Source organism: Variovorax terrae (assembly GCF_022809125.1).
GTDB classification, from domain to species: domain Bacteria; phylum Pseudomonadota; class Gammaproteobacteria; order Burkholderiales; family Burkholderiaceae_C; genus Variovorax_A; species Variovorax_A terrae.
Window position 1 is genome coordinate 678,699 of sequence record NZ_JALGBI010000002.1, and the last position, 23,652, is coordinate 702,350.

Genomic DNA, 23,652 nt, shown 5'->3' on the forward strand with positions numbered 1-23,652 from the left:
TTCGAGGGCCTCGATTGTCGTGCAGGCACATAACCCAAGGTTAAGTCCTGCGGAACTCTTTTCATTTGCGGCGGATCGGGCGCGGCCCAACAATCGCCGCATGGATGAACAAGCCGCCTGAAGCGGTACCGGGCCGCACAGCGCCCCAGGAGACAAAGCATGACCATCACCACCGAGGTTCCCCCGCAGGCCCTGGCGCGCCGGCTGCTGCTGCAGGGCCTGGCGCTGGCCGCGCTACCCGCCGGGCTGGCGCGGGCCCAGGGCTTTCCGAGCCGGCCCGTGCGCCTGATCCTGCCGCAGCCGCCCGGCGGCGCGGCCGACCGCCTGGCCCGCCTGATCGCCGAGCGGCTGGAGGCACGCTGGAAGCAGCCGGTGGTGCTGGACAACAAGCCGGGCGGCGGCGTGGTGATCGGCACGCTGGCCACGGTGCGCAGCGCGCCCGACGGCTACACGCTGGCCCTGCTGGGCAGCTCGCTCAGCATCAACGCCGTGCAGCGCAAGGACCTGCCCTACGACAGCCTGAAGGACCTGCAGCCGGTGACGCGCGTGGGCTACTACACGGTGGCCCTGATGGCGCCGGCCAGCTTCCCGGCCCAGGACATCAAGGGCCTGATCGCGCTGGCCAAGGCCCGGCCCGGCCAGCTGTCGTTCGGCTCGAACGGCATCGGCACCTCGGCCCAACTGGCCGGCGAGATGCTGAACCACATGGCCGGCATCGAACTCCAGCATGTGCCCTACAACGGCGCGGCCAAGATGTACACCGACATGATCGGCGGGCAGATTCCGCTGGGCTTCGCGGTCGCCAGTTCGGCCGAGAGCTTCGTCAAGGCCGGCCAGCTCAAGGTGCTGGGCGTGACCAGCAGCCAGCGCAGCCCGCTGTACCCCGCGTGGCCGGCCATCGCCGAGACCCTGCCGGGCTACGAGGCGGTCAACTGGGCCGGCTTCGTGGCGCCCGCGGGGCTGCCGCGCGATCTGCTGCAGCGCATCGGCGACGACCTGCTGGCTGTGCTGCGCGCGCCCGAGATGGCGAAGGCGCTGGCCGACATGGGCATCGAGCTGGCGCCGCAGCCCGCAGCCGAGTTCGAGGCTTTCATCCGCAGTGAGGTGGCGCGTTTCGCCGCCGTGACCAAGCCGCTGGGCAGCCGCCTGCAATGACCCCGAGACCTGGATACTCCCGATGAACACCGACAACTCTTCACCCACCTATCAACTGAACCGCCGCATCCCGGCGGACGAGGCCTACGACCTCGTCGTGGCCGGCGGCGGGCCGGCCGGCACGGCCGCCGCGGTCTGCGCGGCGCGCCTGGGCCTCAAGACCCTGCTGGTCGAGGCCACGGGCTGCCTGGGCGGCATGGGCACCTCGGGCCTGGTGGCCTCGTTCGGGCCGGTGTCCGACGGCGAGCGCATGCTGGTCGGCGGCTTCATGAAAGAACTGCTCGAAACCATGCAGGCGCGGCAGGCCTTCGGCCCGCATGTGGTGCAGGAATTTCTGGACGCGCAGCTCAACCGCTGGGTGCCGTTCAAGCCCGAGAGCCTCAAGCGCATCCTGGACGAATTCGCGGTGCAGGCCGGGGTGGAGATCCGCTTCTTCACCCGCGTGGTCGAGGCCGAGGTGCAGGGCCACGAGGTGCGCGGCGTGGTGCTGAGCAACGTGGAGGGCCTGCGCTACGTGCCGGCCAAAACCTTCGTCGACGCCACCGGCGACGCCGCCCTGGCGGCGCTGGCGGGCGCCGAGTGCAAGGTGGTGCTGCGCGACACCGACACCGTGGCACCGAGCACCCTGTGCTCGCTGTTCGCCGGCGTGGACTGGTCGCACCCGGACTACGGCAGCGACTGGCGCGGCATCGACGCGGTGAAGAACCGCACCAAGACCGAGCTGCTGCCGCAGGCCATCGCCGACGGGCATTTCAGCCAGGAAGACCGCTTCATGCCGGGCATGAACAAGATCGGCGAACACAGCGGCGCGCTCAACGGCGGCCATGTGTTCAATCTCAACCCGCTGTCGATCCGCAGCCTGTCGGACGGCATGGTATTCGGCCGCAAGCTGGCCGTGGAATACGCCGAGTTCTACCGCCAATACGTGCCGGGCTGCGAGCAGGTCGAGCTGCTGGCCACGGCGCCGGTGATGGGTGTGCGCGACTCGCGCCGCATCGTCGGCGAGTTCGAGCTGACCATCGAGGACTTCCGCGAGCGCCGCCAGTTTGCTGACCAGGTGGCGGTCTACAACCGGCCGACCGACGTGCACCCGACCAACACCTCGCGCGAGGAGTACGAGCGCTTCCTCAAGGATTTCCACGGCAAGGACAACCTGGGCCTGGGCGGCAGCGTCGGCATTCCCTACAGCATCCTGGTGCCGCGCGGCTGGAACAACCTCTGGGTGGCCGGGCGCTGCCATTCGAGCGACACCAAGGTGCACGGCTCGATTCGCGCGCAGTCGGCGGCCTACCTGATGGGCCAGGCGGTGGGCACGGCGGCCGCGCAGTCGGTGCGCACCGGCCAGCCGGCTTGCGACCTCGACACGCGTGCGCTGGTGGAGACCCTGCGCGGCGCCGGCGCCTACCTGCCGCAGGCCCGCCTGTCAGCCAGCATGACGCGCTGAGCCAGGTGCCCGCATGGCGGGGAGGTCCACCGGCACGGTGGCCACCACGTCCCGGATCAGGTTCCAGACGGTTTGCACCACGGGCGCCAGCGCCCGGTTGCGCCGGTGCACCAGCATGACGTCGCGGTCCACGCGCGGCGTCAGCGGCCGCACGCACAGCGCGCTCAGCTCGGCCGCATGCAGCGCCAGCGCCGGCAGCACGGTGATGCCGAGCCCGGCCTCGACCATGCGGAACGCGGTGGTGGGGTGGCCCAGCTCCTGCACCACCTCGCAGCGCACCTGGTGGTTCGCCAGCGCCAGGTCGATCAGGCGGCGGCTGCCCGAGGCGTGGTCCAGCAGCACCAGCCGCTCGCCCGTGAGCTCCCGCCAGGGCACGCTGCGGCGCCGCGCGAAGCGGTGGCCGGGCGGGCAGACCAGGCAGAAGGGCTCGGACAGGATCACCTCGCCGTGCAGGTCTTCGGGCGAGCCCGGGTCGATCACGAGGCCGAAGTCCACCTCGCCGGCGCGCACGCTGCCCAGCACGTCCTGCTGGATGCGGTCCAGCAGCACCAGCTGGATGCCGGGGTGGCTGCGCTGGCATTCGGCGATGCAGGCCGGCATCAGGTTGGCCGACAGCGTGGGGCTGCTGGCCACGCGCACCTTGCCGCGCCGCTGCGTGGCCATGCCCTGCACGTCGGACAGCGCGATCTCCAGCTCATCGAGCAGGCGGTCCAGGCGGCCCGCCAGGCTGCGCCCGGCCTCGGTCAGCTCCACCTCGCGCGTGGTGCGGTTCACCAGCTTGAGGCCGAGCTGGCCTTCGAGCTCGTGGATGCAGCGGCTCACGGCCGGCTGGGTCAGCCCGATGCGGTCGCCGGCACGGCTGAAATTGCGGCTGTCGGCCACGGCTTGGAACACGCGGAGCTGGCGCAGCGTCACATTCATGATTTGAAATCATATATCCATCAGAGAAATCCATTTCTCTTTTCAATCGGGCAGGGCTCCAATAGCTTCATTCGCTCCTGTCCTGCGGGGGCGCCAAGGAGTTTTCGCCATGTCCCGCCCGCGTTTCCTGCCCGACAACTTCACCCTGGCCCTGGTGGCCACGGTCACCCTGGCCAGCCTGCTGCCGGCGCGCGGCGGCGTGGCCCATGGCTTCGAGACGGCGACCACGGTGGCCGTCGGCCTGCTGTTCTTCCTGCATGGCGCCAAGCTGTCGCGCGAGGCCGTGATCGCGGGCGCCACGCACTGGCGGCTGCACCTGCTGGTGTTTGCCAGCACCTTCGTGCTGTTTCCGCTGCTGGGGCTGGCGCTCAAGCCGCTGCTGGCGCCGCTGGTGACGCCCGAGCTGTACCTGGGCGTGCTGTTCCTGTGCGCGCTGCCGGCCACGGTGCAGTCGGCGATTGCCTTCACCGCGATGGCGCGCGGCAACATGCCGGCCGCCGTCTGCAGCGCCTCGGCCTCGACGCTGCTGGGCATCTTCGTCACGCCGCTGCTGGTCAACCTGCTGGTGGTGCAGCATGGCGCCGGTGCCTCCGGTTCGTTCGACTCGATCCCGCGCATCATGCTGCAGCTGATGGCGCCCTTCATCGCCGGCCAGTTGTTGCGGCGCTGGATCGGCGGCTGGATCAGGCGCCGCGCCGCGGTGCTGCGCTTCGTGGACCAGGGCTCGATCCTGCTGGTGGTCTACACGGCCTTCAGCGCGGCCGTGATCGAGGGCCTGTGGAAGCAGGTGCCGCTGGCGGCGCTGGCCGGCGTGCTGGTGGTCTGCGCGGTGCTGCTGGCGCTGGCGCTCACCGTCACCACCTGGGCCAGCCGCCGGCTCGGCTTCGACAAGGCCGACGAGGTGACCATCGTGTTCTGCGGCTCCAAGAAGAGCCTGGCCAGCGGCATTCCCATGGCCAAAGTGCTGTTCGCCTCGCACGCGGTGGGCGCCATCGTGCTGCCGCTGATGCTGTTCCACCAGATGCAGCTCATGGTCTGCGCGGTGCTGGCGCAGCGCTATGCGCGCCGCGCAGAAGACGCCCCCGCAGCGCGGGCCAGCGCCGCCGCGGGCTGAGGCTTCGGCTGGCTTGCCGGGGGGTCAGCGCTCGGCCTGCTCGGCCAGCGCCGGCTGGCGCAGCCGGTTGGGCGCCAGGGCGCCGGCGGAGTCGAGGATCGGGTAGGCGATCGAGCAGATATGCGAGTTGATGCGCTTCAGGTCGCTGATCAGGTCGATGTGCAGCGAGCTGGTCTCGATGCTCTGCACCGTGTTGTCGGACAGCCGGGCCAGGTGCGTGCTGGCGTAGGCGCGTTCCAGGTCGCGAAAGCGCGCCTTCTCTTCCAGCAGCTTCTGCGCATCGCGCACCGTGCCGTTGAGGAACACGCTCATGCCCAGGCGCAGGTTGTCCAGCAGGCGCGCGTGCAGCTCGGTGATCTCGGCCATGCCGGCCTCGGAGAAGCTGCGGTCCTTCTTGATCTTCTTGTCCTCGATGTCGATCAGCACGCGCTCGATGATGTCGCCGATCTGCTCCATGTTGATGGTGAAGCTGATGATGTCGGTCCAGCGCCGGCTTTCTTCCTCGGCCAGCGCCTCGCGCGAAATCTTGGTGAGGTAGTACTTGATGGACGAGTACAGCTCGTCGACGGAGTCGTCCATCTTGCGCAGCTCCTCGGCCAGCCGCAGGTCATTGGTCTTGATGACGGTGAGCACGCCGTTGAGCATGGTCTCCACCACGTCGGCCTGGTGCATGGCCTCGCGCGCCGCGCACGAGATCGCCAGCGACGGCGTGGACAGCGCCGACGGGTCCAGGTGCTGCAGCCGCATCTGCGAGGGCGGCTGCTCGGGTTTGGGCAGCAGCTTCTGGACGCCGCGCGCCACCAGTTGCGTCAGGCCGATGAAGCCCAGGCTGATGGCCACGTTGAAGGCCAGGTGGAACAGCACCACGGTGCTGGTGGCGTCTGCCAGCATCGGCTGCACGTGGCGCAGCCACAGGCCGATGCAGGGGGCGAGCAGCGCCACGCCCAGCAGCTTGAAGAACAGGTTGCCCACCGTGACCTGGCGCACCTCGACCGGGGACTTGGCGGTGGTCAGCACGGCCAGCAGGCCGCTGCCGAGATTGGCGCCCAGCACCAGGCCCAGCGCCACGTCCAGCGGGACGGCGGAGGCCGCCGCCAGCGCGGCGATCAGCAGCACCACGGCCAGGCTGGAGTAGGCCGCGACCGCCAGCACGGCGCCCACGGTGATTTCGAGCAGAACGTCGCTGCCGAGCGAGGACAGCAGGGCCCGCACCGCGGGCGCGGCCACCAGCGGCTCGGTGGCGTCCACCACCAGCCGCAGGGCCAGCAGCATCAGGCCCAGGCCGATCAGCACCCGCCCGATGCGCCCGACGGTGGCGTCCTGGCGCGACAGGAACAGCACCACGCCGACGAAGATGAACAGCGGCGAGAGCCAGGACAGGTCGAACGAGAAGAACACCGACATCAGGGCCGTGCCCACGTCGGCGCCGCGCATCACGGCCAGCGCCGCCGGCAGGGTGATCAGGCCCTGGCCGACGAAGGAGGAGGTCATGAGCGAGGTGGCGGTGCTCGACTGCACCAGCGCAGTGACGCCGATACCCGACAGTGCCGCGGTGAACCGGTTGCCCATGCTGCGCGCGAGGATGCGGCGCAGGTTGGCGCCGAAGACGCGCAGCACGCCGGTGCGAACGAGATGGGTCCCCCAGACGAGCAGCGCGATCGCTGCCAGAAGATTCAACAGATGCTTCATCTGTGAAGGACTATACCCTCATGCCTCTGCCGTTTCGACCGGGCCACCCCCGGTCAGGCCCGCGGCTTGGCCGGAGGACGGCCACGGCTAGTCGATCCGGGCATTGGACGCCTTGACGACTTCGCGCCACTGCGCCACGTCGGCGGCGATGTAGCGCGCGTAGTCCTCGCCCGATTTGACGCGGATCATGACGCCCTGGGTCGCGAAGCTGGCCCGGATCGCGGGCGATTCGGCCACCCGGGCCAGCTCGGCGGCCAGCTTGTCGACGACCGGGCGCGGCACGCCGGCGGGGGCCACGAGGCCGAACCAGGAGCGGACCTCCGCGCCGTTCACGCCGCTTTCGCGCAGCGTGGGCACATCCGGGTACGAGGCCAGGCGCTCCGGCGCCGTGGTGGCCAGCACCTTGAGGCGGCCCGCCGCGACCTGCTGGGCCACCTCGACTGGAACGGCAAACATCAACTGCGTCTGGCCCGCCACCAGATCGACGATCGCCGGGCCGCCGCCCTTGTAGGGCACGTGCACGAGGTCGGTCTGGGTGCGCAGCTTGAACAGTTCTCCCGCCAGGTGCGGGACCGTGCCGTTGCCGGCGGAGGCGAAGCTCAGTGTGCCGGGCTTGGCCTTGGCCAGGGCGATCAGCTCCTTGACGGAGTTGGCCGGCACGGAAGGGTGGGCCACCAGGATGAACGGGGCTTCGGCCAGCAGTGCAACCGGCGTGAAATCGCGCTGCGCATCGTAGGGAAGCCGGGGGTACATCACCTGCGAGATGCTGAACGGCGTGGGAGCGAACAGCAGCGTGTAGCCGTCGGGCGCGGCCTTGGCGACGAAGCTGGTGCCGATGGTCGTGCCCGCACCGGGCTTGTTGTCGATCACGACGGGCTGCTTGAGCTGCGCCGCCAGCTGAAGCCCGACTTCGCGTGCCAGCACATCCGTCGCGCCGCCCGGCGCGAACGGCACCACCAGCGTCACCGGCCGGGCCGGATAGGCGGCCTGCGCCAGGGCGGCCGAGGCAGCGAGCAGTGCCGGCAGAAGGAGCATGGATCTGCGGTTCATGGGTGAATCTCCAGTAAAAGCGGTTGGTGATCGGAAGCGTGGGTGTCTGCCTGGACGCCGAGGGTGCGCACCTGCGGCGCCAGATCGCTCGAGACGAAGATGAAGTCGAGGCAACGTTTCGGTGCGGCCGGGTCGTGCTGCCCGACGGTTGGCAGGTGGGGCTGGCGGGGATGCACCAGGGGCCACGCATCGACGTAGGCCGGCACGTCGGCCTGGAGCGCCTGGAGGCGGGCCACGGCGGCGTCTTCCGGCGTGCAGTTGAAATCGCCCGTGAGGATGGCACGCTGTCCGCTCGGCCGGGTTTCGAAGGGGCTGCCGATCTTGTGGGCCTGGACCACGTCCGCCGCGTGGCTGCAGGCGTCCGCGTGGACACGGCGCAGCATGTCGATCTGGGCCTCGCGCTGGCGTGCCGAGTAGTACTCCAGGTGCGTGGTCGTGACGCGCAGCGCGCCGTCCGGCGCCAGCAGCACGGCTTCGAGCGCCAGGCGCGGCATGGTCGGAAGCGTGGGCTCGGCGGGCCAGGGCAACTGGTGGCGCAGTACCTGCAGCACCGGGTAGCGCGAAAAAATCATGTTGCCGAAGCGCTGCCGCCCGAGGCCCGGCGTCTCGCGGTCGACCGCCACGCCGTCGATCGCGCGGTACCCGGGCAGCAGGGCCTGCAGCGCATCGAACTGGTTGCTGCCGTCATTGCCGGGTAGGCCGGGGTAGTTGTCGGTGACTTCCTGCAGGCACAGCACATCGAAATCCGCCATGTCCCGCGCAGTGCGGACGATGCGGGGCAGGTCGACGCGGCCATCCATACCCAGCCCCCATTGGATGTTCCAGGTGATGAGCTTCATGCGGCCGGCTCCGGTTCACGGGCCAGGGCCGCAGCGGCGGGCGCCAGTTGCAGCGCATGGCGGATGGCGTGCCAACTGGCCGCGTCGGGGGCGGACAGCAGCCCGCCGGTGCGGCGCCGGGGGTCGTAGGGCTGGCCGTCCAGGTGCGCGCAGTAGCCGCCCGCTTCCTCGTGCAGCAGCACGCCGGGGGCATGGTCCCAGGGCGCCAGCTTGTGGTACAGCGCGAAATCGTAGTGGCCGGAGGCGATGAGCCGGTATTCCTGCGCCGCGCAGCGGTAGGCCGCATTCGACGCGAAGGCCGTGAGCCCGACCGCCACCCGCGAGCGCGCGGGCTCGTCCAGATTCAGCCAGAGGCCGCAGCCCTCCATCTCGGAGACGGGGCGCGCCTTCGCGGCGCGCAGCCGTTCGCGCCGCCCATCGCGGTGGCGGACCCAGGCGCCGCCGCCACGCCGTGCCATGGCCCAGTCGCGGCCCACCGGGTCGCAGATGACGCTGGCCAGCACGCGGCCCCCGGCCAGGAAGGCCACCATGACGCCGAACAGGCTCAGCCCCGAGGCGAAATTGCGGGTGCCGTCGACCGGGTCGACCAGGATCACCAGGCCGCTCCCGTCCAGGGCCTCCAGCAGCCCCTCGTCGCGCGCCACGGCTTCCTCGCCGATCACCAGCGCGCCTGGAAACAGGGCTGGCAGCCGCGCCGTCAGCAGGCGCTCGGCGGCCTCATCGGCCACCGTCACGAGGTCGATCGCCGAGCTCTTGGCGCGCACGTCCTGGGGGCCGAGCCGGCGAAAGCAGGGAAGGATGGCCTCATCGGCGACCGCCAGCATCAGGTCGGCCGTGGCGTCCAGTTGTTCGAGGGTAGGTGTCATGAAAAAAAAGCGGGGCAGGCCGGTGGAGTCAGAGGCGCCGCCTGGCCAAGGTTTCGGGTTGATGAATCATATGATTATTAAATGTTCATATGATAGATATTTACCCTAGGCCCCCGGGAGACGGCCGGCGGGCGATTAGGATCAGCGCATGCGACGTACCCGAGCCAGCCAACCGCCCCCCGCCGCCGCCGTGCCGCCGGTCTCCGAGGACCTGGACCACCAGCGCCTGCTGACGCGGGTGGCGTGGATGTACTTCATGGAGGGGCGGCGCCAGGAGGACATTGCGCAGGCCCTGCACCTGAACCGCATGCGCGTCAACCGCCTGCTGACGATGGCCCGCGAGTCCGGCGTGGTGCGCATCGAGATCGATTCGGCCTCGCGCCCGCTGGTGGAGCTGGAGGCGCAGATGCGCGAGCGCCATGCGCTGAAGCGGGCGTTCATCGTGCCGGACGCCGGGGGCGACGAGCGGACGCTGGGCAACATCGGCGCGACCCTGGGCATGTTCCTCAACGACCTGCTGGAAGACGGCATGACCGTCGGGACGCACCGTGGCCGCACCTGCTACTCGCTGTTCCAGGGCCTGCGCGCCGCCAGCTACCCGGCGCTGTCGGTGGTGTCACTGCAGGGCGACCTGACGCCGACCGGGCAGGTGCTGCCGCAGGAGGTGGTGGCCCGCCTGGCCGTGACCCTGGGCGCGTCCTGCCACTACCTGGCGGCACCCACCTATGCCCGCGACGCCGCGGAGCGGGACATCCTGAACGGCCTGGGCATGGTGCGCAGCGTGCTGGCGCTCGCCAGGACATGCGATGTGGCGGTGTTCTCGCCCGGCGCCCTGGTGGCCTCGCAAAAGCGCATCCTCAAGCACCTGATGACCGACCGGGAGCTGGACGACATCCTGGCGCTCGGCGGCGTGGGCTCGATCCTGGGGGTGATCTTCGATGCCTCGGGGCGTGAAATCGACCATGACATCAACCAGCGCCGGATCGGCCTCGACCTCGACACCCTGGGCCATATTCCCGAGGTCGTCATGGTGGGGCTGGGCCCGGAGAAGGTGGACGTGATGCGGGTCGCCCTGCGCCGGGGCGGCATCACGACCCTCGTGACGGACGAGGGCACGGCGCGCGCCATCCTGGCGCAGGAGCCGCGCGCTTAGCGCGCCCGCCGCACCCGCAGCAGCTCGTCGAGGATCAGGCAGGCCGCGCCCAGCGTGATGGCGCTGTCGGCCAGGTTGAAGGCCGGGAAGTGGCGTCCGGCGAGGTGGAAGTCCAGAAAGTCCACCACGTAGCCGTGCAGCAGGCGGTCCACCACATTGCCCACCGCGCCGCCCAGGATGCAGGCCAGCGCGAAGGAGAACAGCTTCTGCCCCGCATGCGAGCGCAGCATCCAGACGATGAACAGCGCGGCCGCCACGCCGATGGCGGTGAAGAACCAGCGCTGCCAGCCCGAGGCCGCGGCCAGGAAGGAGAAGGCCGCGCCGGTGTTGTGGGCCCGCACCACGTTGAAGAAGCTGGTGACGTAGGTGGCGTCGCCCAGGCGGTAGTAGCCCAGGATCAGCACCTTGGTGAACTGGTCGGCGATCAGGATGATGAGCGCCAGGCCCAGCCAGGGCAGCCAGCTGCCGGAGGAGGATGAGCGGGCCATCAGGCGAACTTCCGGTCTTCGCCGGCGCCGAACAGGTTGCTGGTGCAGCGGCCGCACAGGGTGGGATGGGCCGGATCGCTGCCCACGTCGTCGCGGTAATGCCAGCAGCGCTCGCATTTCACGGAAGAACTGGCGGATGTCCTGATCTGCAGGTCGTTTCCTGCTATCAAATCAATAGCGGATGTGATGAAGACGAACTTCAGGTCGTCGCCCAGGCTGGCCAGCAGCGCATGGTCGTCGGGGCCGGCCTGCAGCGCCACGTTGGCCTGCAGCGAGGAGCCCACCTGGCCGGCGGCGCGCAGGGCTTCGATGTCCTTGTTCACCTGGTCGCGGATCTCGCGCAGGCGGCTCCACTTGGCCAGCAGCGCCTCGTCGGGCGCGTCAAACGCGGTGTAGGTCTCGAAGAAGATCGACTCGGACCGGCCCGCCAGCTTCCAGGCCTCTTCCGCGGTGAAGCTCAGGAACGGCGCCATCCAGCGCAGCATGGCCTGGGTGATGTGCCACAGCGCGGTCTGGGCGCTGCGCCGCGCCAGCGACTTCGGCGCCGTGGTGTAGAGGCGGTCCTTGAGGATGTCGAGGTAGAACGCGCCCAGGTCTTCCGAGCAGTAGACCTGCAGCTTGGCCACCACGGGGTGGAACTCATAGACCTCGAAATGCGCGAGCACTTCGGCCTGGAACTGCGCGGCGCGGCTGAGCGCGTAGCGGTCGATCTCCAGCAATTGGTCGGGCGGCACGGCGTCCGTCGCGATGTCGAAGTCGCTGGTGTTGGCCAGCAGGAAGCGCAGCGTGTTGCGGATGCGGCGGTAGGCATCGACCACGCGCGCGAGGATCTTGTCGTCGCCGGCGATGTCGCCCGAGTAGTCGCTGGCGGCCACCCACAGGCGGATGATCTCGGCGCCCAGCTTCTTGCTGGTTTCCTGCGGGTCCACGCCGTTGCCCAGCGACTTGCTCATCTTGCGGCCCTGGCTGTCCACCGTGAAGCCGTGCGTCAGCAGCGCCTTGTAGGGCGCGCGGCCGTACATCGCGCAGGCGGTCAGCAGCGAGGAGTGGAACCAGCCGCGGTGCTGGTCGTGGCCTTCGAGGTAGAGGTCGGCCTCGGGGCCGCTCTCGTGCCCCGCGCCGCGGTGCGAGCCCTTGAGCACCGTGGTGTGGGTGGTGCCGGAGTCGAACCAGACTTCGAGGATGTCGGTGCTCTTGGTGTAGCGCTGCGCATCCTCGGCGCCGATGACGGCCTCGGGCGCGGTCTTGCTCCAGGCCTCGATGCCGCCCTTCTCGACGATGGCGGCCGCCATGTCGAGGATTTCCGGCGTGCGCGGGTGCAGCTCGCCCGTCTCCTGGTGCAGGAACAGCGGCAGCGGCACGCCCCAGCTGCGCTGGCGGCTGATGCACCAATCGGGCCGGCCGGCGATCATGTCGCGCAGGCGGGCCTTGCCGTTCTCGGGGAAGAAGCCGGTCTGCTCGATCGCGTCCAGCGCGAGCTGGCGCAACGTCTTGGGCGCCTTGTCCTTGGTGAACACGCCCTCGCCCTCGTCCATGCGGATGAACCACTGGGCCGCGGCGCGGTAGATCACCGGCGTCTTGTGGCGCCAGCAGTGCGGGTAGCTGTGGCTGATGGTGGCGGTGGCGAGCAGGCGGTGGGCACCTTTCAGGGTCTCGATGATCTGCGGCACGGCCTTCCAGATGTGGAGGCCGCCGAACAGCGGGAAGTCGGCCGCGTAGGCGCCGTTGGCCTGCACCGGGTTCAGGATGTCGTCGTAGCCGAGGCCATGCGCCACGCAGGAGTTGAAGTCGTCCAGGCCGTAGGCGGGCGAGGAGTGAACGATGCCGGTGCCGTCGTCGGCGGTGGCGTAGTCGGCCAGGTACACCGGCGACAGGCGGCGGTAGCCCGCGTCCACGTCGTACAGCGGGTGCTGGAAGTTCAGGCCGCCGAGCTTCTCGCCCTTCACCGTGGCCAGCACGGTGCCACCCTGCAGGTGGTAGCGCTGCAGGCACGACTCGACCAGCGAGGCCGCCAGGATCAGCAGGCCGCGCTCCGTGTCCACCAGCGCGTAGTCGAGCGTGGGGTTGAGGTTCAGTGCCTGGTTGGCCGGCAGGGTCCAGGCGGTGGTGGTCCAGATGACGGCGAAGGCGTCCTTGGCGAGCGCGGGCAGGCCGAACGCGGCCGCTACCCGGGCGGGTTCGTCGGCCTTGAAGGCCACGTCCACGGTCTGGCTCTTCTTGTCGGCGTACTCGATCTCGAACTCGGCCAGCGAGGAGCCGCAGTCGAAGCACCAGTACACGGGCTTCAGGCCGCGGTAGACGAAGCCGCGCTCCATCACGCGCTTGAAGGCGCGGATCTCGTCGGCCTCGTTGCTGAAGTCCATGGTGCGGTAGGGATGGTCCCAGTCGCCCAGCACGCCCAGGCGCTTGAAGTCGGCCATCTGGATCGCGATCTGCTCGGTGGCGAAGGCGCGGCTCTTGGCCTGCATCTCGTCGCGCGGCAGGTTGCGGCCGTACTTCTTCTCGATCGCGTTCTCGATCGGCAGGCCGTGGCAGTCCCAGCCGGGGATGTAGCCGGCGTCCAGGCCCTTGAGCTGGCGCGCCTTGACGATCATGTCCTTGAGGATCTTGTTGACCGCGTGGCCCATGTGGATCTGGCCGTTGGCATAGGGCGGGCCGTCGTGCAGCACGAACTTGGGCGCGTTGCAGCGCGCGTCGCGCAGCTTCTTGTACAGGCCCTGGTCCTCCCAGTCCTTGACCCAGCCCGGCTCGCGCTTGGGCAGGTCGCCGCGCATCGGGAACGGCGTGTCGGGCAGGTTGAGGGTGGCGCGGTAGTCGGGTTTGGTTTCGGACATGACGGAATCTTCGCTAGGGCTTCGACAGGCTCAGCCCGAACGGGGGAGGTGATCGGTGCGTGAGGTAAGCCGTTCGCCCTGAGCCTGTCCAAGGGCGCGCAGCTGCGGGGCAGGCGGGCTTTAAATTCGGTCGCGCGTGGTCTGGCGACGCGTGGCGGCAAAGTACGCGCGAGCCTCGTCGCAGTCCTGGCGGATGCCCCGGGTCAGGGCATCGAGACTGTCGTACCTCAGTTCGTCGTGCAGTTTGTGCAGCAGTTCCACGCGGATGATTTTACCGTACGCTCCCTCGGCGCCCAGGCTGTCGGGCCATTCGAGGCAGTGCGTCTCCAGCAGCACCCGGCCGCCGTTCACGTCGTCGGGGTCGATCGAGGGGCGGATGCCCAGGTTGGCCACGCCGGGCAGCGGGCGACCCAAGGCCCCCACGCTCCCGGCTTCGCCTGGTTCGCTGCCCCCCAAGGGGGCGCAAGCCGCCTTGGGGCGGCCCGGCGGCGGCTCGGTCAAGCCGTGCACCCGCACCGCGAAGATGCCGCTGGCCGCCGGCTTCCAGTGCGCGAAGCGCAGGTTGAGGGTGCGAAAGCCGTCGCCGCGTCCCGGCCCGGAAGCGCCCAGATCACGCCCGAGCTTGCGCCCGTGCACCACGTGGCCGCTGATGCTGTAGGGCCGCCCGAGCAGCCGCGCGGCATCGTCCATCCGGCCCTGGCCCAGGGCCTCGCGCACGGCTGAGCTGGACACGCGCAGGCCATGCACCTCATAACTGTTCATGCGTGCCACGTCGAAGCCCCTGGCGTTGCCGGCCGCGTCCAGCATGGCGTAGTCGCCCGCGCGCCGGGCGCCGAAGCGGAAGTCGTCGCCCACCAGCACGTACTTCACGCCCAGGCCGCGCACCAGCACGTCGTCGATGAAGGCCTGGGGCGACAGCGACGACAGCTTCGCGTCGAACGGCAGCACCACGCACTGCTCGACGCCGCAGCGCTCGAGCTCGGTGAGCTTGTCGCGCAGCGTGGCGATGCGGGCGGGCGCCAGCTCGGATTTGCGCGCCACCGCGGCGAAATAGTCGCGCGGATGCGGCTCGAAGGTCATCACGGAGCTGGGCACGCCGCGATGCCGCGCCTCGTTGTTCAGCAGCGCCAGCATGGCCTGGTGGCCGCGGTGCACGCCGTCGAAGTTGCCGATGGTCAGGGCACAGGCGGGGGCGATGCCGGGATGGTGGAAGCCTCTGAAAATGCGCATGGCAGGGATCGGTGTTGGTATCTTTTTGATAGCAGAGGAGCGCCCGCAATCAAGCGCTTCAAGACCCTGTGGAACGAAACTGTCATCGAAACAGGGTATATTGTGCTTGAGAGACGTTTGCGTATCCGGTCAGTGGTTTTCCGATTGTTGATGGAGGCGTGTTGTGAAGGTCTTGAAGCTGTCGGCCCAAGGGTTGCCGCAGTCGTGGATTTCGCTTGAACAGGCGGTGCTCCACTACGCGGCGGAAGAGGTGCGCTGGGAAGTCGGCGCCGAGGTGGCCGTGTTCCACGGCGGCCACAACGCCGTCACGGGCGAGCAGTCCGTCATCGCCATCAGCAGCATCATCGGCACCAAGGGCGTGCCCAACATCAATCCGTTCGACCTCAAGCCGGGCCTCACCAACAGCAAGCTGTTCGCGCGCGACCGCAACGTCTGCGCCTACTGCGGCGACCATTTCCTCGAGGACGATCTCACGCGCGAGCACATCATCCCGTTCGCGCAGAACGGCATCGACACCTGGATGAACGTGGTCACGGCCTGCCGCGCCTGCAACCACCGCAAGGGCAACCGCACACCCGAACAGGCGCACATGCCGCTGCTGTACGCACCCTATGTGCCCAGCCTGTGGGAAGACTTCATCCTGCGCAACCGCCGCATCCTGGCGGACCAGATGGAGTTCCTGATGGCGCATCTGCCCAGGACTTCGCGGCTGTTCGCCTGAAGCGGCCGGCCCGGCTCCCCCGGGTTTTCTTGCACCCCTCGGGGGGAGCGCTCAGTAGGTCAGCTCCAGCATCACCAGATGGTTGCCCGCCGCCGGCCAGGTCCGGCCCGTGAGGCGCTCGCCATTGAACTCGGCGGTGATCGCGCGATCCTCGCCTGGCCCGGTCTTGATCTTCGAGCTGGACACGCCGGCGCCCGCGGGCGGCACGCCCGGCGGCGGGGTCTGCCCGTCGAAACTCATGCGGTCGCGGGCCGCGTCGAAATAGCCGCGCGGGCGCGTCAGCGTGACCACCGCCCCGGCACCCTTGTCGGCCTCGGCCAGGCGCTCGGCGCGCAGGTGGATGAGCTTGCTCGAACGCGGGAACGGGCTGCGGTAGATGTGGGTGATGGCGTAGCCCGGCGCGCTGATGACGAACTCGTAGGGCATGCCGGCCTGCGCCGTGAACGGGCCCCAGCGGCCGTCGGCGCCGACCGTCTGGCGGTGCGCCGCGTCGCCGCGGCGCTGGCCGGTGGCGGCATCGGTGGCGTAGACCTCGAGCCGGGCTCCGGCCAGCGGCAGGTTGTTGGCGAAATTGCCCGAGGCCGGGTCGTCGGGCCGCAGGCCCAGCCCGATGATCTTGCCGCCGAGCACGATCGGCGACTCGGGCTGGATGGCGGTGGACGCCGGCTCGCGCCCGGTGAGGAAGCGCCAGGTGGCCTCGAACGCCACCGGTGAGAACGAGGTCTCGCGGTGGTCGATGCGCGGGATCACCACGTTGGTGGCGCCCTTGAGCTCCGGCCCGGCAAAGGTGATGTGGGTGGGCTTGCCCCTGGCGCCGATCCACAGGCCGTCGGGCTGGGCGAACTTGTCGTTGTTGTCGGAGCGGACGGTGAGCCATTTCACACCCGGCGTGACCTCGTCCCCGTTCGGCCCTTTCGGTGCGTTCAGCGCGGTGAGGAAGGGGCCCGTGCCCGAGAACTCGCTGCCCTCGTTGAAGCCCGGGATGGCCCAGACGCCATGGCTGGGCGTGCCGCCGAGGACGGCGTGGCTGACGGTCTTGTCGCCGCCGCCGTTCTGGATGTAGTTGCGGATGGCGTTGCCGCCGCGCGAGTTGCCGATCAGCACGACCTTCTGCGCGCCGCTGGCCTGCAGCACCCGATCCACCTCGGCCTTGAGCAGGGCCATGTGCTCGGCCGTCGAGCTGCGGCCCGGCTGGGGCTTGGCGTCGTCGTCGCGCGAGAGCGGGTAGGGCGGGTCGATGACGTGGAGGCGGTCGCGTGGCCAGCCATTGGACTCGAAGCGCCAGACGGTGGTCTGCCACAAGGCGGCCGTGTCGCCGTTGCCGGGGACGAAGACGATGGGCGGCGCCTCCTGCAGCGTGGGGGCGCCGGCGCAGCCGGCCAGCAACAGGCCGCCGGTGGCGCCCTCCAGAAACAGTCGGCGTGAGATCATCCGGCCTCTCCTTTCAAGTAAAAAAGCCCGCAGGTCCAGGTGCTGCGGGCTTTGGGCGCTACCGAAACGATAGCGTCACGCGAACACGCCCGCCGTGTCCTGCATCCGCTGCGAGACTTCCCCGAGGTGGTGCAGCGTATCACCGAACGTCATTTCCAACTGCGTGAGCTTCTTGAAGTAGTGGCTCACGATGTACTCGTCGGTCACGCCGATGCCGCCATGCAATTGCACCGCCTGCTGGCCGACGAAGCGCATCGAGTTGCCGAGCTGGTACTTGGCGCGGGCCAGCGCGCGGCGGCGCTCGTCGGCCGGGGCGTTGAGCTTGAGGCTGGCGTAGTAGCTCATCGAGCGGGCCAGCTCCAGCTGCATCTTCATGTCGGCCACGCGGTGGCGCAGCGCCTGGAAGCTGGCGATGGTGACACCGAACTGCTTGCGCTGGTTCATGTACTCCACCGTGATGGCCAGCGTCTTGTCGAGCACGCCCACGGCTTCGGCGCAGGCGGCGGCGATGCCGATGTCCACCGCATGCTCCAGCGCCGCGAGGCCGTCGAGCGTGACGAGGCTGGCGGGTGCGTCTTTCAGGCTCAGCTCGGCGGCGCGGCTGCCGTCCTGCGTGCCGTAGCCGCGGGTGGCCACGCCGGCGGCGCCGCGCTCCACCAGGAACAGGGCGATCTTGCCGCCGACGGTGGCCGGCACCAGGAAGGCATCGGCCTGGTCGCCCGCGGGCACTATGCTTTTGATAGCGTTCAATGTCCAGCCCGCCTGGACCTGCGTGGCCTGGGCCTCGCAAACGTCGAGCCGGTAGCGGGCCTTGCGCTCCTGCCAGGCCAGCACCACCAACTTCTCGCCGCCGGCGATGCCGGGCAGCCAGGCCGCCTTCAGCGCCTGCGGCGCATAGCCCGAGAGCACGCCGCCCGCGATCAGCGCCTGGGCCAGCGGCTCGAGCACGATGCCGCGGCCGAGCTCCTCCATCACCACCATGCCCTCGACCGGGCCCATGCCGAGGCCGCCATCGTCCTCGCCGATGTAGAGGCCGGTCAGGCCCAGCTCGGCCAGCTCGCCATAGGCTGCGCGCGAGAAGCCGCCTTCCTTCACGATGCCGCGGCGGCGCTCGAAGCCGTAGCCCTTGTCGACCCATTTGCGCACGGCGTCGCGCAGTTGTTCCTGGTCGTCGGTGAAATCGAAATCCATGTCTTGTCTCCTCAGCCGAGTACGGTTTGAGCCACGATGTTGCGCTGCACTTCGTTGCTGCCGCCGTAGATCGTGGTCTTGCGCATGTTGAAGTAGGTCGAGGCCAGCGGCGCGTTGGCCGTGACGCCGCCGGGGAAGTTGCCCTGCCAGCCGGCTTCCATGGCCTCCTCGATGAAGGGCAGGCTGAACGGGCCGGCGGCCAGCATCATGAGCTCGCTGTAGCGCTGCTGGATCTCGCTGCCGCGGATCTTGAGCAGGCCGGCGATGTCCAGTGAGTTCTTGCCCGATTTCTCGGCCGAGAGCACGCGCAGCACCAGCATCTCGAGCGCCACCACGTCGACCTCGAGCTTGGCGATCTCGTCGCGAAAGCGCGGGTCGTCGTACATCCCTTCGGCCTTGGCGATGCGCTTGAGGCGCTCGAGCTCGCGCTTGGCGCGGTTCACGTCGGCGATGTTGGTGCGCTCATGGCTGAGCAGGTGCTTGGCGTAGGTCCAGCCCTTGTTCTCTTCGCCGATCAGGTTCTCGGCCGGTACCTCGACGTTGTCGAAGAACACCTCGTTGACCTCGCACTCGCCATCCAGCAGTTTGATCGGCCGCACGGTGACGCCGGGCGACTTCATGTCCAGCAGCAGGAAGCTGATGCCGGTCTGCGGCTTGCCCTCGGTGGAGGTGCGCACGAGGTTGAACATCCAGTCGCCGTACTGGCCCAGCGTGGTCCAGGTCTTCTGGCCGTTCACGATGTATTTGTCGCCCTGGCGCTCGGCGCGGGTCTTGACCGAGGCCAGGTCCGAGCCCGAGCCCGGCTCGCTGTAGCCCTGGCTCCACCAGACTTCGCCGCTGGCGATGCCGGGCAAGAAGCGCTTTTGCTGCTCGGCGTTGCCGAAGGCCATGATCACGGGCGCCACCATCACCGGGCCGAAGGGCACCACGCGCGGGGCGCCGGCCAGCGCGCACTCTTCCTCGAACAGGTGCTTTTGCACCGCGTTCCAGCCCGGGCCGCCGAAGGCCGTGGGCCAGGCATGGCCGAGCCAGCCCTTCTTGCCCAGGATCTTGGCCCAGCGCTGCAGGTCGTCGCGCGTCAGGCGCAGGGCGTTGTGCACCTTGTGCGAAATGTCCTGCGGCAGGTTCTCGCGCACCCAGGCGCGGATGTCCTCGCGGAACTTCTGTTCTTCGGGGGTAAAAGCCAAGTCCATGGGATAAGTCTCCAGAGAAGCCCTGTGTTTTAGCACGACCGTACTATTCGGTCTGTCCGGGTTGCGACAGGCCCAGTTCGGCGCACAGTCTTTGCACCGTACCACGCAACTGCGACACCTCGGCCTCGAGCGCGCCCAGGCGCGTCTGCAGGTGCGCCAGCTCGCCGGTGGAGAGCGCCGCCCCATCGCCCGGTGCGCTGCCGCCGGCCGCCGGCGCCGACGCGGCGGCCTCGACGGGCCCGCCCAGCAGATGCGCCCAGCGCTGTTCGCGCGCCCCCGGGGCGCGCGGCAGCTTCACCACCAGCGGGCCGCCCTTGTCTTCCGGGCGGTCCTGCATCTCTTCCAGGAAGCCCTCGACCGAGGAGATGTCGGCAAAGCGGTGCCAGCGTTCGGTGTTGATGCGCAGTTCGCCCGAGGTCTGCGGCCCGCGCAGCATCAGCAGGCCCAGCAGCGCGGCCGACTGCTCCGGCACGCCGGCGACGCGCTGGAAGTTGTGCTCGTAGCGCGTGGCGCGCCCGCCGCTGGATTCGAATACGAGCGCGATGGACTTGAGGGCATCCAGCGCCAACTGGGCCTGCGCCTCGTCGATGCTCATCAGCGGGTCGCGGCTGGTCTTCTGGTTGCAACCGGCGACCACCATGTTGAGCGTCAGCGGGTAGCTGTCGGGCACGGTGCGGGCTTTTTCCATCAGCGTGCCGAGCACGCGCATTTCAACGGGGGAGAGGATTCGCAAGGTGATAATTCCGTGAGGTATGAAGAACATCGTGATTTTGATCTCTGGCGGCGGCTCCAACATGGCGGCCATCGTGCGCGCCGCGCAGCGCGAGGGCTGGCAGGACCGGTTCGGTGCGCGCGTGGCGGCCGTGGTGAGCAACAAGGCCGCCGCCGGCGGGCTGGCCTTCGCGCGCGAGCAGGGCATTGCCGCCGAGGTGGTGGACCACAAGGCTTTCGGCTCGCGCGAGGCATTTGACGAGGCGCTGGCCGCGGTGATCGACCGGCATCAGCCCGCGCTGGTGGTGCTGGCGGGCTTCATGCGCATCCTCACGCCGGGCTTCGTGGCGCGCTACGAGGGCCGGCTGGTCAACATCCATCCCTCGCTGCTGCCGGCCTTCCCGGGCCTGCACACGCACCAGCGCGCCATCGACGCGGGCTGCCGCGTCGCGGGCGTCACGGTGCACCAGGTGACGGCCGAACTCGACCACGGGCCGATCCTGGCGCAGGCCGTGGTGCCCGTGCTGCCCGACGACACGGCCGACACGCTGGCCGCGCGCGTGCTGACCCAGGAGCACGTGATCTATCCGCAGGCGGTGGCCAGTCTGCTTCAAAAACGATAGCAGCCAAGGACCGCCCGACGCGGACTATCGGGTGATTTGATTGGAAATCAGGGTGAAACGCGGCTGCCGCAGGCCATCGACCTCCACGGTTTCAAGAAACATCGCCGCCGGCCGCACCCACAGGCCGCGTTCGCCGTAGAGCGCGCGGTACAGCGTCATCGGCTCCAGCGTCTCGCTGTGGCGCACGGTGCCGATCACTTCGTACATCAGGCCCTTGTAGTGGCGGTACAGGCCTGGCGGGGTGAGCACGAGGGCGGGCAGGGGTTCTTCGGGCAGGGCCATCGGGTGAAGCAGAAGGGTGGAAAGAGAGTGGGGTGGGACAATACGGACCATGCATCCTAAAGCCCTGCTCGACGCCTGTGCCGAACTCGTCAAGCTCACCCTTCCTTTCGAGCACCCGGCCGATGCCGTGGTGTCGCGCTACTTCCGTGAACACCGGGCCCTGGGCCCGCGCGAACGCGCCACGCTGGCCGAAACCGTCTACACCGTGCTGCGCAAGAAGCTGCTGTTCGAGCATTTCGCGCCCTCGGGCAGCGGCCCCCGCGAGCGCCGCCTGGCCATCCTCGGCTTTCACGGCCCGCGCGATTTTCTCAAGAGCGCCCTGAGCGACCAGGAAAGAAACTGGCTCGACCAGTGCGATGCCGTCGTGACGGCCGACCTGCTGGAGCGGCACCGCCACAACCTGCCCGAATGGCTGGTCCAGCCGCTGAAGGAGCAGCTGGGCGCCGAGTTCTGGCCCCTGGTGGACAGCCTGAACCAGGGCGCCGCGCTCGACCTGCGCGTCAATGCCCTGACGGAGAAACGAGCGGACGTCCAGAAGGAGCTGGTCCGTGCCGCCATCAAATCGGTGGCAACCCCGTACTCGCCCTGGGGCCTGCGGCTGGAAGGCAAACCGGCGCTGACCAAGCTCGACGCCTTCGTGCGCGGCGCCATCGAGGTGCAGGACGAGGGCTCGCAGCTGCTGGCCCTGCTGCTGGAGGCCAAGCGCGGCGAGATGGTGGTGGATTTCTGTGCCGGCGCCGGCGGCAAGACGCTGGCCATCGGCGCGGCCATGCGCAACACCGGGCGCCTCTATGCCTTCGACACCTCGGCCCACCGGCTCGACGCGCTCAAGCCGCGGCTGGCGCGCAGCGGGTTGTCCAACGTCCATCCGGCGGCGATCGCGCATGAGCGCGACGAGCGCATCAAGCGGCTGGCCGGCAAGATCGACCGCGTGCTGGTCGATGCGCCCTGTTCGGGCCTCGGCACGCTGCGTCGCAACCCGGACCTGAAATGGCGCCAGTCGCCCCAGTCGGTGCAGGAACTCACGCTCAAGCAGGCCGCCATCCTGCAAAGCGCGGCACGCCTGCTCAAGCCCGGCGGACGTCTCGTGTACGCCACCTGCAGCGTGCTGCCGCAGGAGAACGAAGCCATCGCCCAGGCCTTCACCGAAGCGCATAGAGAGTTCAGCCCACTTCCGGTGGGCGAAATCCTGTCCAATCTGAAAGTGGAGGGCGCCGCCGGCCTGTGCGCTGGCCCGCAAACGGGCGCCGAGTACCTCCGGCTCTGGCCGCACCGCCACGGCACCGACGGTTTTTTCGCCGCAGCCTGGGTGAAAACGTAGAAAAAAGAACTACCAATCCAGCAGGAATTGTGGGAGAAGCCCCCATTCGAGGGCCCCGCAACCTAAAATGCTTGCAAACCATTCGGGCCGGTCCCATCTACGACGGGCGGAATGCCGAATGGCGCTATGACCGATAACGAGAGACTGATTGACCTATGTTGTTACCTGACTGGGCCGTGCTGAACGCGGCCATCGATTGGCTCGGACACGGGCTGTGGAACATCGCCTGGTGGCAGATCGTTCTGTACACGCTCGTCACCACGCACGTCACCATTGCCGCCGTGACGATCTTCCTGCACCGCACGCAGGCCCACCGTGCCATGGACCTAGGGCCCATCCCCTCGCATTTCTTCCGCTTCTGGCTGTGGCTCGGCACCGGCATGGTGACCAAGGAATGGGTGGCCATCCACCGCAAGCACCACGCCAAGTGCGAAACCGAGGAAGACCCGCACAGCCCGCAGACCCGCGGCATCGACACCGTGCTGTGGCGCGGCTCCGAGCTGTACCGCGCCGAGGCCAAGAACCAGGACACCCTGGCCAAGTTCGGCCACGGCACGCCCGACGACTGGATGGAGCGCAACGTCTACACGCGCTACGGCTGGCAGGGCGTGGGCCTGACGCTGATCCTGGACCTGGCGCTGTTCGGCGCCGTCGGCGCGGCCGTGTGGGCCGTGCAGATGCTCTGGATCCCGATCACCGCCGCCGGCATCATCAACGGCATCGGCCACTACTGGGGCTATCGCAACTTCGAGGCACCCGACGCCAGCACCAACATCTCGCCCTGGGGCGTGATCATCGGTGGCGAGGAACTGCACAACAACCACCACACCTACCCGACCTCGGCCAAGTTCTCGGTCAAGAAGTACGAGTTCGACATCGGCTGGGTCTACATCAGCCTGATGCAGAAGATCGGCTGGGCCAAGGTCAAGAAGGTACCGCCCAAGATGCGGCTCGGCGCCATCAAGCCGGTGGCCGACGAGAAGACGCTCGAGGCGCTGATCGCCAATCGCTACGAAGTCATGGCCGGCTACGCGCGCGGCGTGCGCCAGACCTGCAAGCAGGAGCTCGAACTGCTCAAGGCCAAGCAGGGCGACCTGTCGGCGCTCCAGTCCGCCAAGCGCTGGATGCACCGCGACGACGACAAGGTGCCGGCCATGGCGCGCCCGCAACTGGCGCAGGCCCGTGCTGCCCATCCGGTGCTCGACAAGATGGTGACCATGCGCGAAGAGCTGCGCCAGATGTGGCTCAACACCTCGCACTCGCGCGAGCAACTCGCTGCCGACCTGCAGGCCTGGTGCCACCGCGCCGAGGAAAGCGGCATCGCCCAGCTCCAGCAGTTTTCACGGAAGCTGCGCGCCGCCCACTCGTAACAGTCCGGCGGCGGCGTCCAGCGACG

General features: G+C 68.9%; 21 protein-coding genes. 8 read left to right on the top strand and 13 right to left on the bottom strand.

Translation table 11 applies throughout. The annotated features are described in order from the left end of the window. Positions 1–159 precede the first annotated feature (159 nt). Together MMF98_RS18675 and MMF98_RS18680 are read left to right on the top strand one after the other, a co-directional pair. On the top strand, positions 160–1,155 hold the full coding sequence (locus MMF98_RS18675; RefSeq protein WP_243308401.1) for a tripartite tricarboxylate transporter substrate binding protein: 996 nt from the start codon (positions 160–162) through the stop codon (positions 1,153–1,155). A gap of 22 nt (positions 1,156–1,177) precedes the next feature. Beyond that, positions 1,178–2,599 (top strand): FAD-dependent oxidoreductase, encoded by a 1,422-nt coding sequence (locus MMF98_RS18680; RefSeq protein ID WP_243308404.1) that lies wholly within the window; start codon positions 1,178–1,180, stop codon positions 2,597–2,599. Here MMF98_RS18680 and MMF98_RS18685 read toward each other — a convergent pair. Continuing rightward, a complete protein-coding gene (locus MMF98_RS18685; protein ID WP_243308406.1) occupies positions 2,579–3,520 on the bottom strand; it encodes a LysR family transcriptional regulator in 942 nt (313 codons plus the stop codon). The genes MMF98_RS18680 and MMF98_RS18685 overlap by 21 nt on opposite strands. Before the next feature lie 109 nt (positions 3,521–3,629). Here MMF98_RS18685 and MMF98_RS18690 point away from each other — a divergent pair, with 109 nt between their 5' ends. Further along, positions 3,630–4,634 carry a bile acid:sodium symporter family protein gene (locus MMF98_RS18690; RefSeq protein WP_243308408.1) on the top strand — a complete coding sequence of 335 codons (1,005 nt, stop codon included), beginning with the start codon at positions 3,630–3,632 and terminating at the stop codon, positions 4,632–4,634. Positions 4,635–4,658: 24 nt separating this feature from the next. Here the strand turns inward: MMF98_RS18690 and MMF98_RS18695 are convergent, their stop codons facing one another. From MMF98_RS18695 to MMF98_RS18710, 4 genes are all read right to left on the bottom strand, one after another. Next, positions 4,659–6,323, bottom strand: a complete 1,665-nt coding sequence (locus MMF98_RS18695; RefSeq protein ID WP_243308410.1) for a Na/Pi cotransporter family protein — start codon at positions 6,321–6,323, stop codon at positions 4,659–4,661. An 87-nt stretch (positions 6,324–6,410) separates the two neighbouring features. Beyond that, positions 6,411–7,373, bottom strand: a complete 963-nt coding sequence (locus MMF98_RS18700) for a tripartite tricarboxylate transporter substrate binding protein (RefSeq protein WP_243308412.1) — start codon at positions 7,371–7,373, stop codon at positions 6,411–6,413. Continuing rightward, positions 7,370–8,212: an endonuclease/exonuclease/phosphatase family protein gene (locus MMF98_RS18705; RefSeq protein ID WP_243308414.1), complete on the bottom strand. Its 843-nt coding sequence runs from the start codon at positions 8,210–8,212 to the stop codon at positions 7,370–7,372. Before MMF98_RS18705 ends, MMF98_RS18700 begins: the two co-directional genes overlap by 4 nt. Then, a complete protein-coding gene (locus tag MMF98_RS18710) occupies positions 8,209–9,078 on the bottom strand; it encodes an inositol monophosphatase family protein (RefSeq protein WP_243308415.1) in 870 nt (289 codons plus the stop codon). The genes MMF98_RS18705 and MMF98_RS18710 overlap by 4 nt, the downstream gene beginning before the upstream one ends. 148 nt (positions 9,079–9,226) lie before the next feature. Here MMF98_RS18710 and MMF98_RS18715 point away from each other — a divergent pair, with 148 nt between their 5' ends. Beyond that, positions 9,227–10,231 carry a sugar-binding transcriptional regulator gene (locus tag MMF98_RS18715; protein WP_243308416.1) on the top strand — a complete coding sequence of 335 codons (1,005 nt, stop codon included), beginning with the start codon at positions 9,227–9,229 and terminating at the stop codon, positions 10,229–10,231. Here MMF98_RS18715 and lspA read toward each other — a convergent pair. The 3 genes from lspA to MMF98_RS18730 form a co-directional block, all read right to left on the bottom strand. Beyond that, complete coding sequence (gene lspA / locus MMF98_RS18720) at positions 10,228–10,719, bottom strand: signal peptidase II (RefSeq protein WP_243308420.1); 492 nt, start codon at positions 10,717–10,719, stop codon at positions 10,228–10,230. The genes MMF98_RS18715 and lspA overlap by 4 nt on opposite strands. Then, a complete protein-coding gene (ileS, locus tag MMF98_RS18725; protein WP_243308421.1) occupies positions 10,719–13,553 on the bottom strand; it encodes an isoleucine--tRNA ligase in 2,835 nt (944 codons plus the stop codon). Before ileS ends, lspA begins: the two co-directional genes overlap by 1 nt. Before the next feature lie 120 nt (positions 13,554–13,673). Continuing rightward, on the bottom strand, positions 13,674–14,783 hold the full coding sequence (locus MMF98_RS18730; protein WP_243308423.1) for a bifunctional riboflavin kinase/FAD synthetase: 1,110 nt from the start codon (positions 14,781–14,783) through the stop codon (positions 13,674–13,676). 163 nt (positions 14,784–14,946) lie between these two features. Here MMF98_RS18730 and MMF98_RS18735 point away from each other — a divergent pair, with 163 nt between their 5' ends. Further along, positions 14,947–15,504: an HNH endonuclease gene (locus MMF98_RS18735; RefSeq protein ID WP_243308424.1), complete on the top strand. Its 558-nt coding sequence runs from the start codon at positions 14,947–14,949 to the stop codon at positions 15,502–15,504. A 51-nt stretch (positions 15,505–15,555) separates the two neighbouring features. Here the strand turns inward: MMF98_RS18735 and MMF98_RS18740 are convergent, their stop codons facing one another. From MMF98_RS18740 to MMF98_RS18755, 4 genes are all read right to left on the bottom strand, one after another. Continuing rightward, positions 15,556–16,935, bottom strand: a complete 1,380-nt coding sequence (locus tag MMF98_RS18740) for an alpha/beta fold hydrolase (RefSeq protein WP_243308425.1) — start codon at positions 16,933–16,935, stop codon at positions 15,556–15,558. A gap of 75 nt (positions 16,936–17,010) precedes the next feature. Further along, a complete protein-coding gene (locus MMF98_RS18745; protein ID WP_243308428.1) occupies positions 17,011–18,126 on the bottom strand; it encodes an acyl-CoA dehydrogenase family protein in 1,116 nt (371 codons plus the stop codon). Between the two features lie 11 nt (positions 18,127–18,137). Beyond that, positions 18,138–19,319: an acyl-CoA dehydrogenase family protein gene (locus MMF98_RS18750; protein WP_243308431.1), complete on the bottom strand. Its 1,182-nt coding sequence runs from the start codon at positions 19,317–19,319 to the stop codon at positions 18,138–18,140. 43 nt (positions 19,320–19,362) lie between these two features. Further along, positions 19,363–20,082 (bottom strand): YceH family protein, encoded by a 720-nt coding sequence (locus MMF98_RS18755; RefSeq protein ID WP_279343719.1) that lies wholly within the window; start codon positions 20,080–20,082, stop codon positions 19,363–19,365. Here MMF98_RS18755 and purN point away from each other — a divergent pair. Further along, positions 20,072–20,653, top strand: a complete 582-nt coding sequence (gene purN / locus MMF98_RS18760) for a phosphoribosylglycinamide formyltransferase (protein ID WP_243308433.1) — start codon at positions 20,072–20,074, stop codon at positions 20,651–20,653. The two genes, MMF98_RS18755 and purN, sit on opposite strands and share 11 nt — an antisense overlap. Before the next feature lie 24 nt (positions 20,654–20,677). On the opposite strand, the gene MMF98_RS18765 is transcribed toward purN, so the two are convergent. Beyond that, positions 20,678–20,935, bottom strand: coding sequence for a DUF1653 domain-containing protein (locus MMF98_RS18765; RefSeq protein WP_243308436.1), 258 nt, complete (start codon positions 20,933–20,935; stop codon positions 20,678–20,680). A gap of 49 nt (positions 20,936–20,984) precedes the next feature. Here MMF98_RS18765 and MMF98_RS18770 point away from each other — a divergent pair, with 49 nt between their 5' ends. Then, positions 20,985–22,256: an RsmB/NOP family class I SAM-dependent RNA methyltransferase gene (locus MMF98_RS18770; protein WP_243308437.1), complete on the top strand. Its 1,272-nt coding sequence runs from the start codon at positions 20,985–20,987 to the stop codon at positions 22,254–22,256. A gap of 155 nt (positions 22,257–22,411) precedes the next feature. Continuing rightward, positions 22,412–23,626: a DesA family fatty acid desaturase gene (locus MMF98_RS18775; RefSeq protein WP_243308440.1), complete on the top strand. Its 1,215-nt coding sequence runs from the start codon at positions 22,412–22,414 to the stop codon at positions 23,624–23,626. Positions 23,627–23,652: the final 26 nt, after the last annotated feature.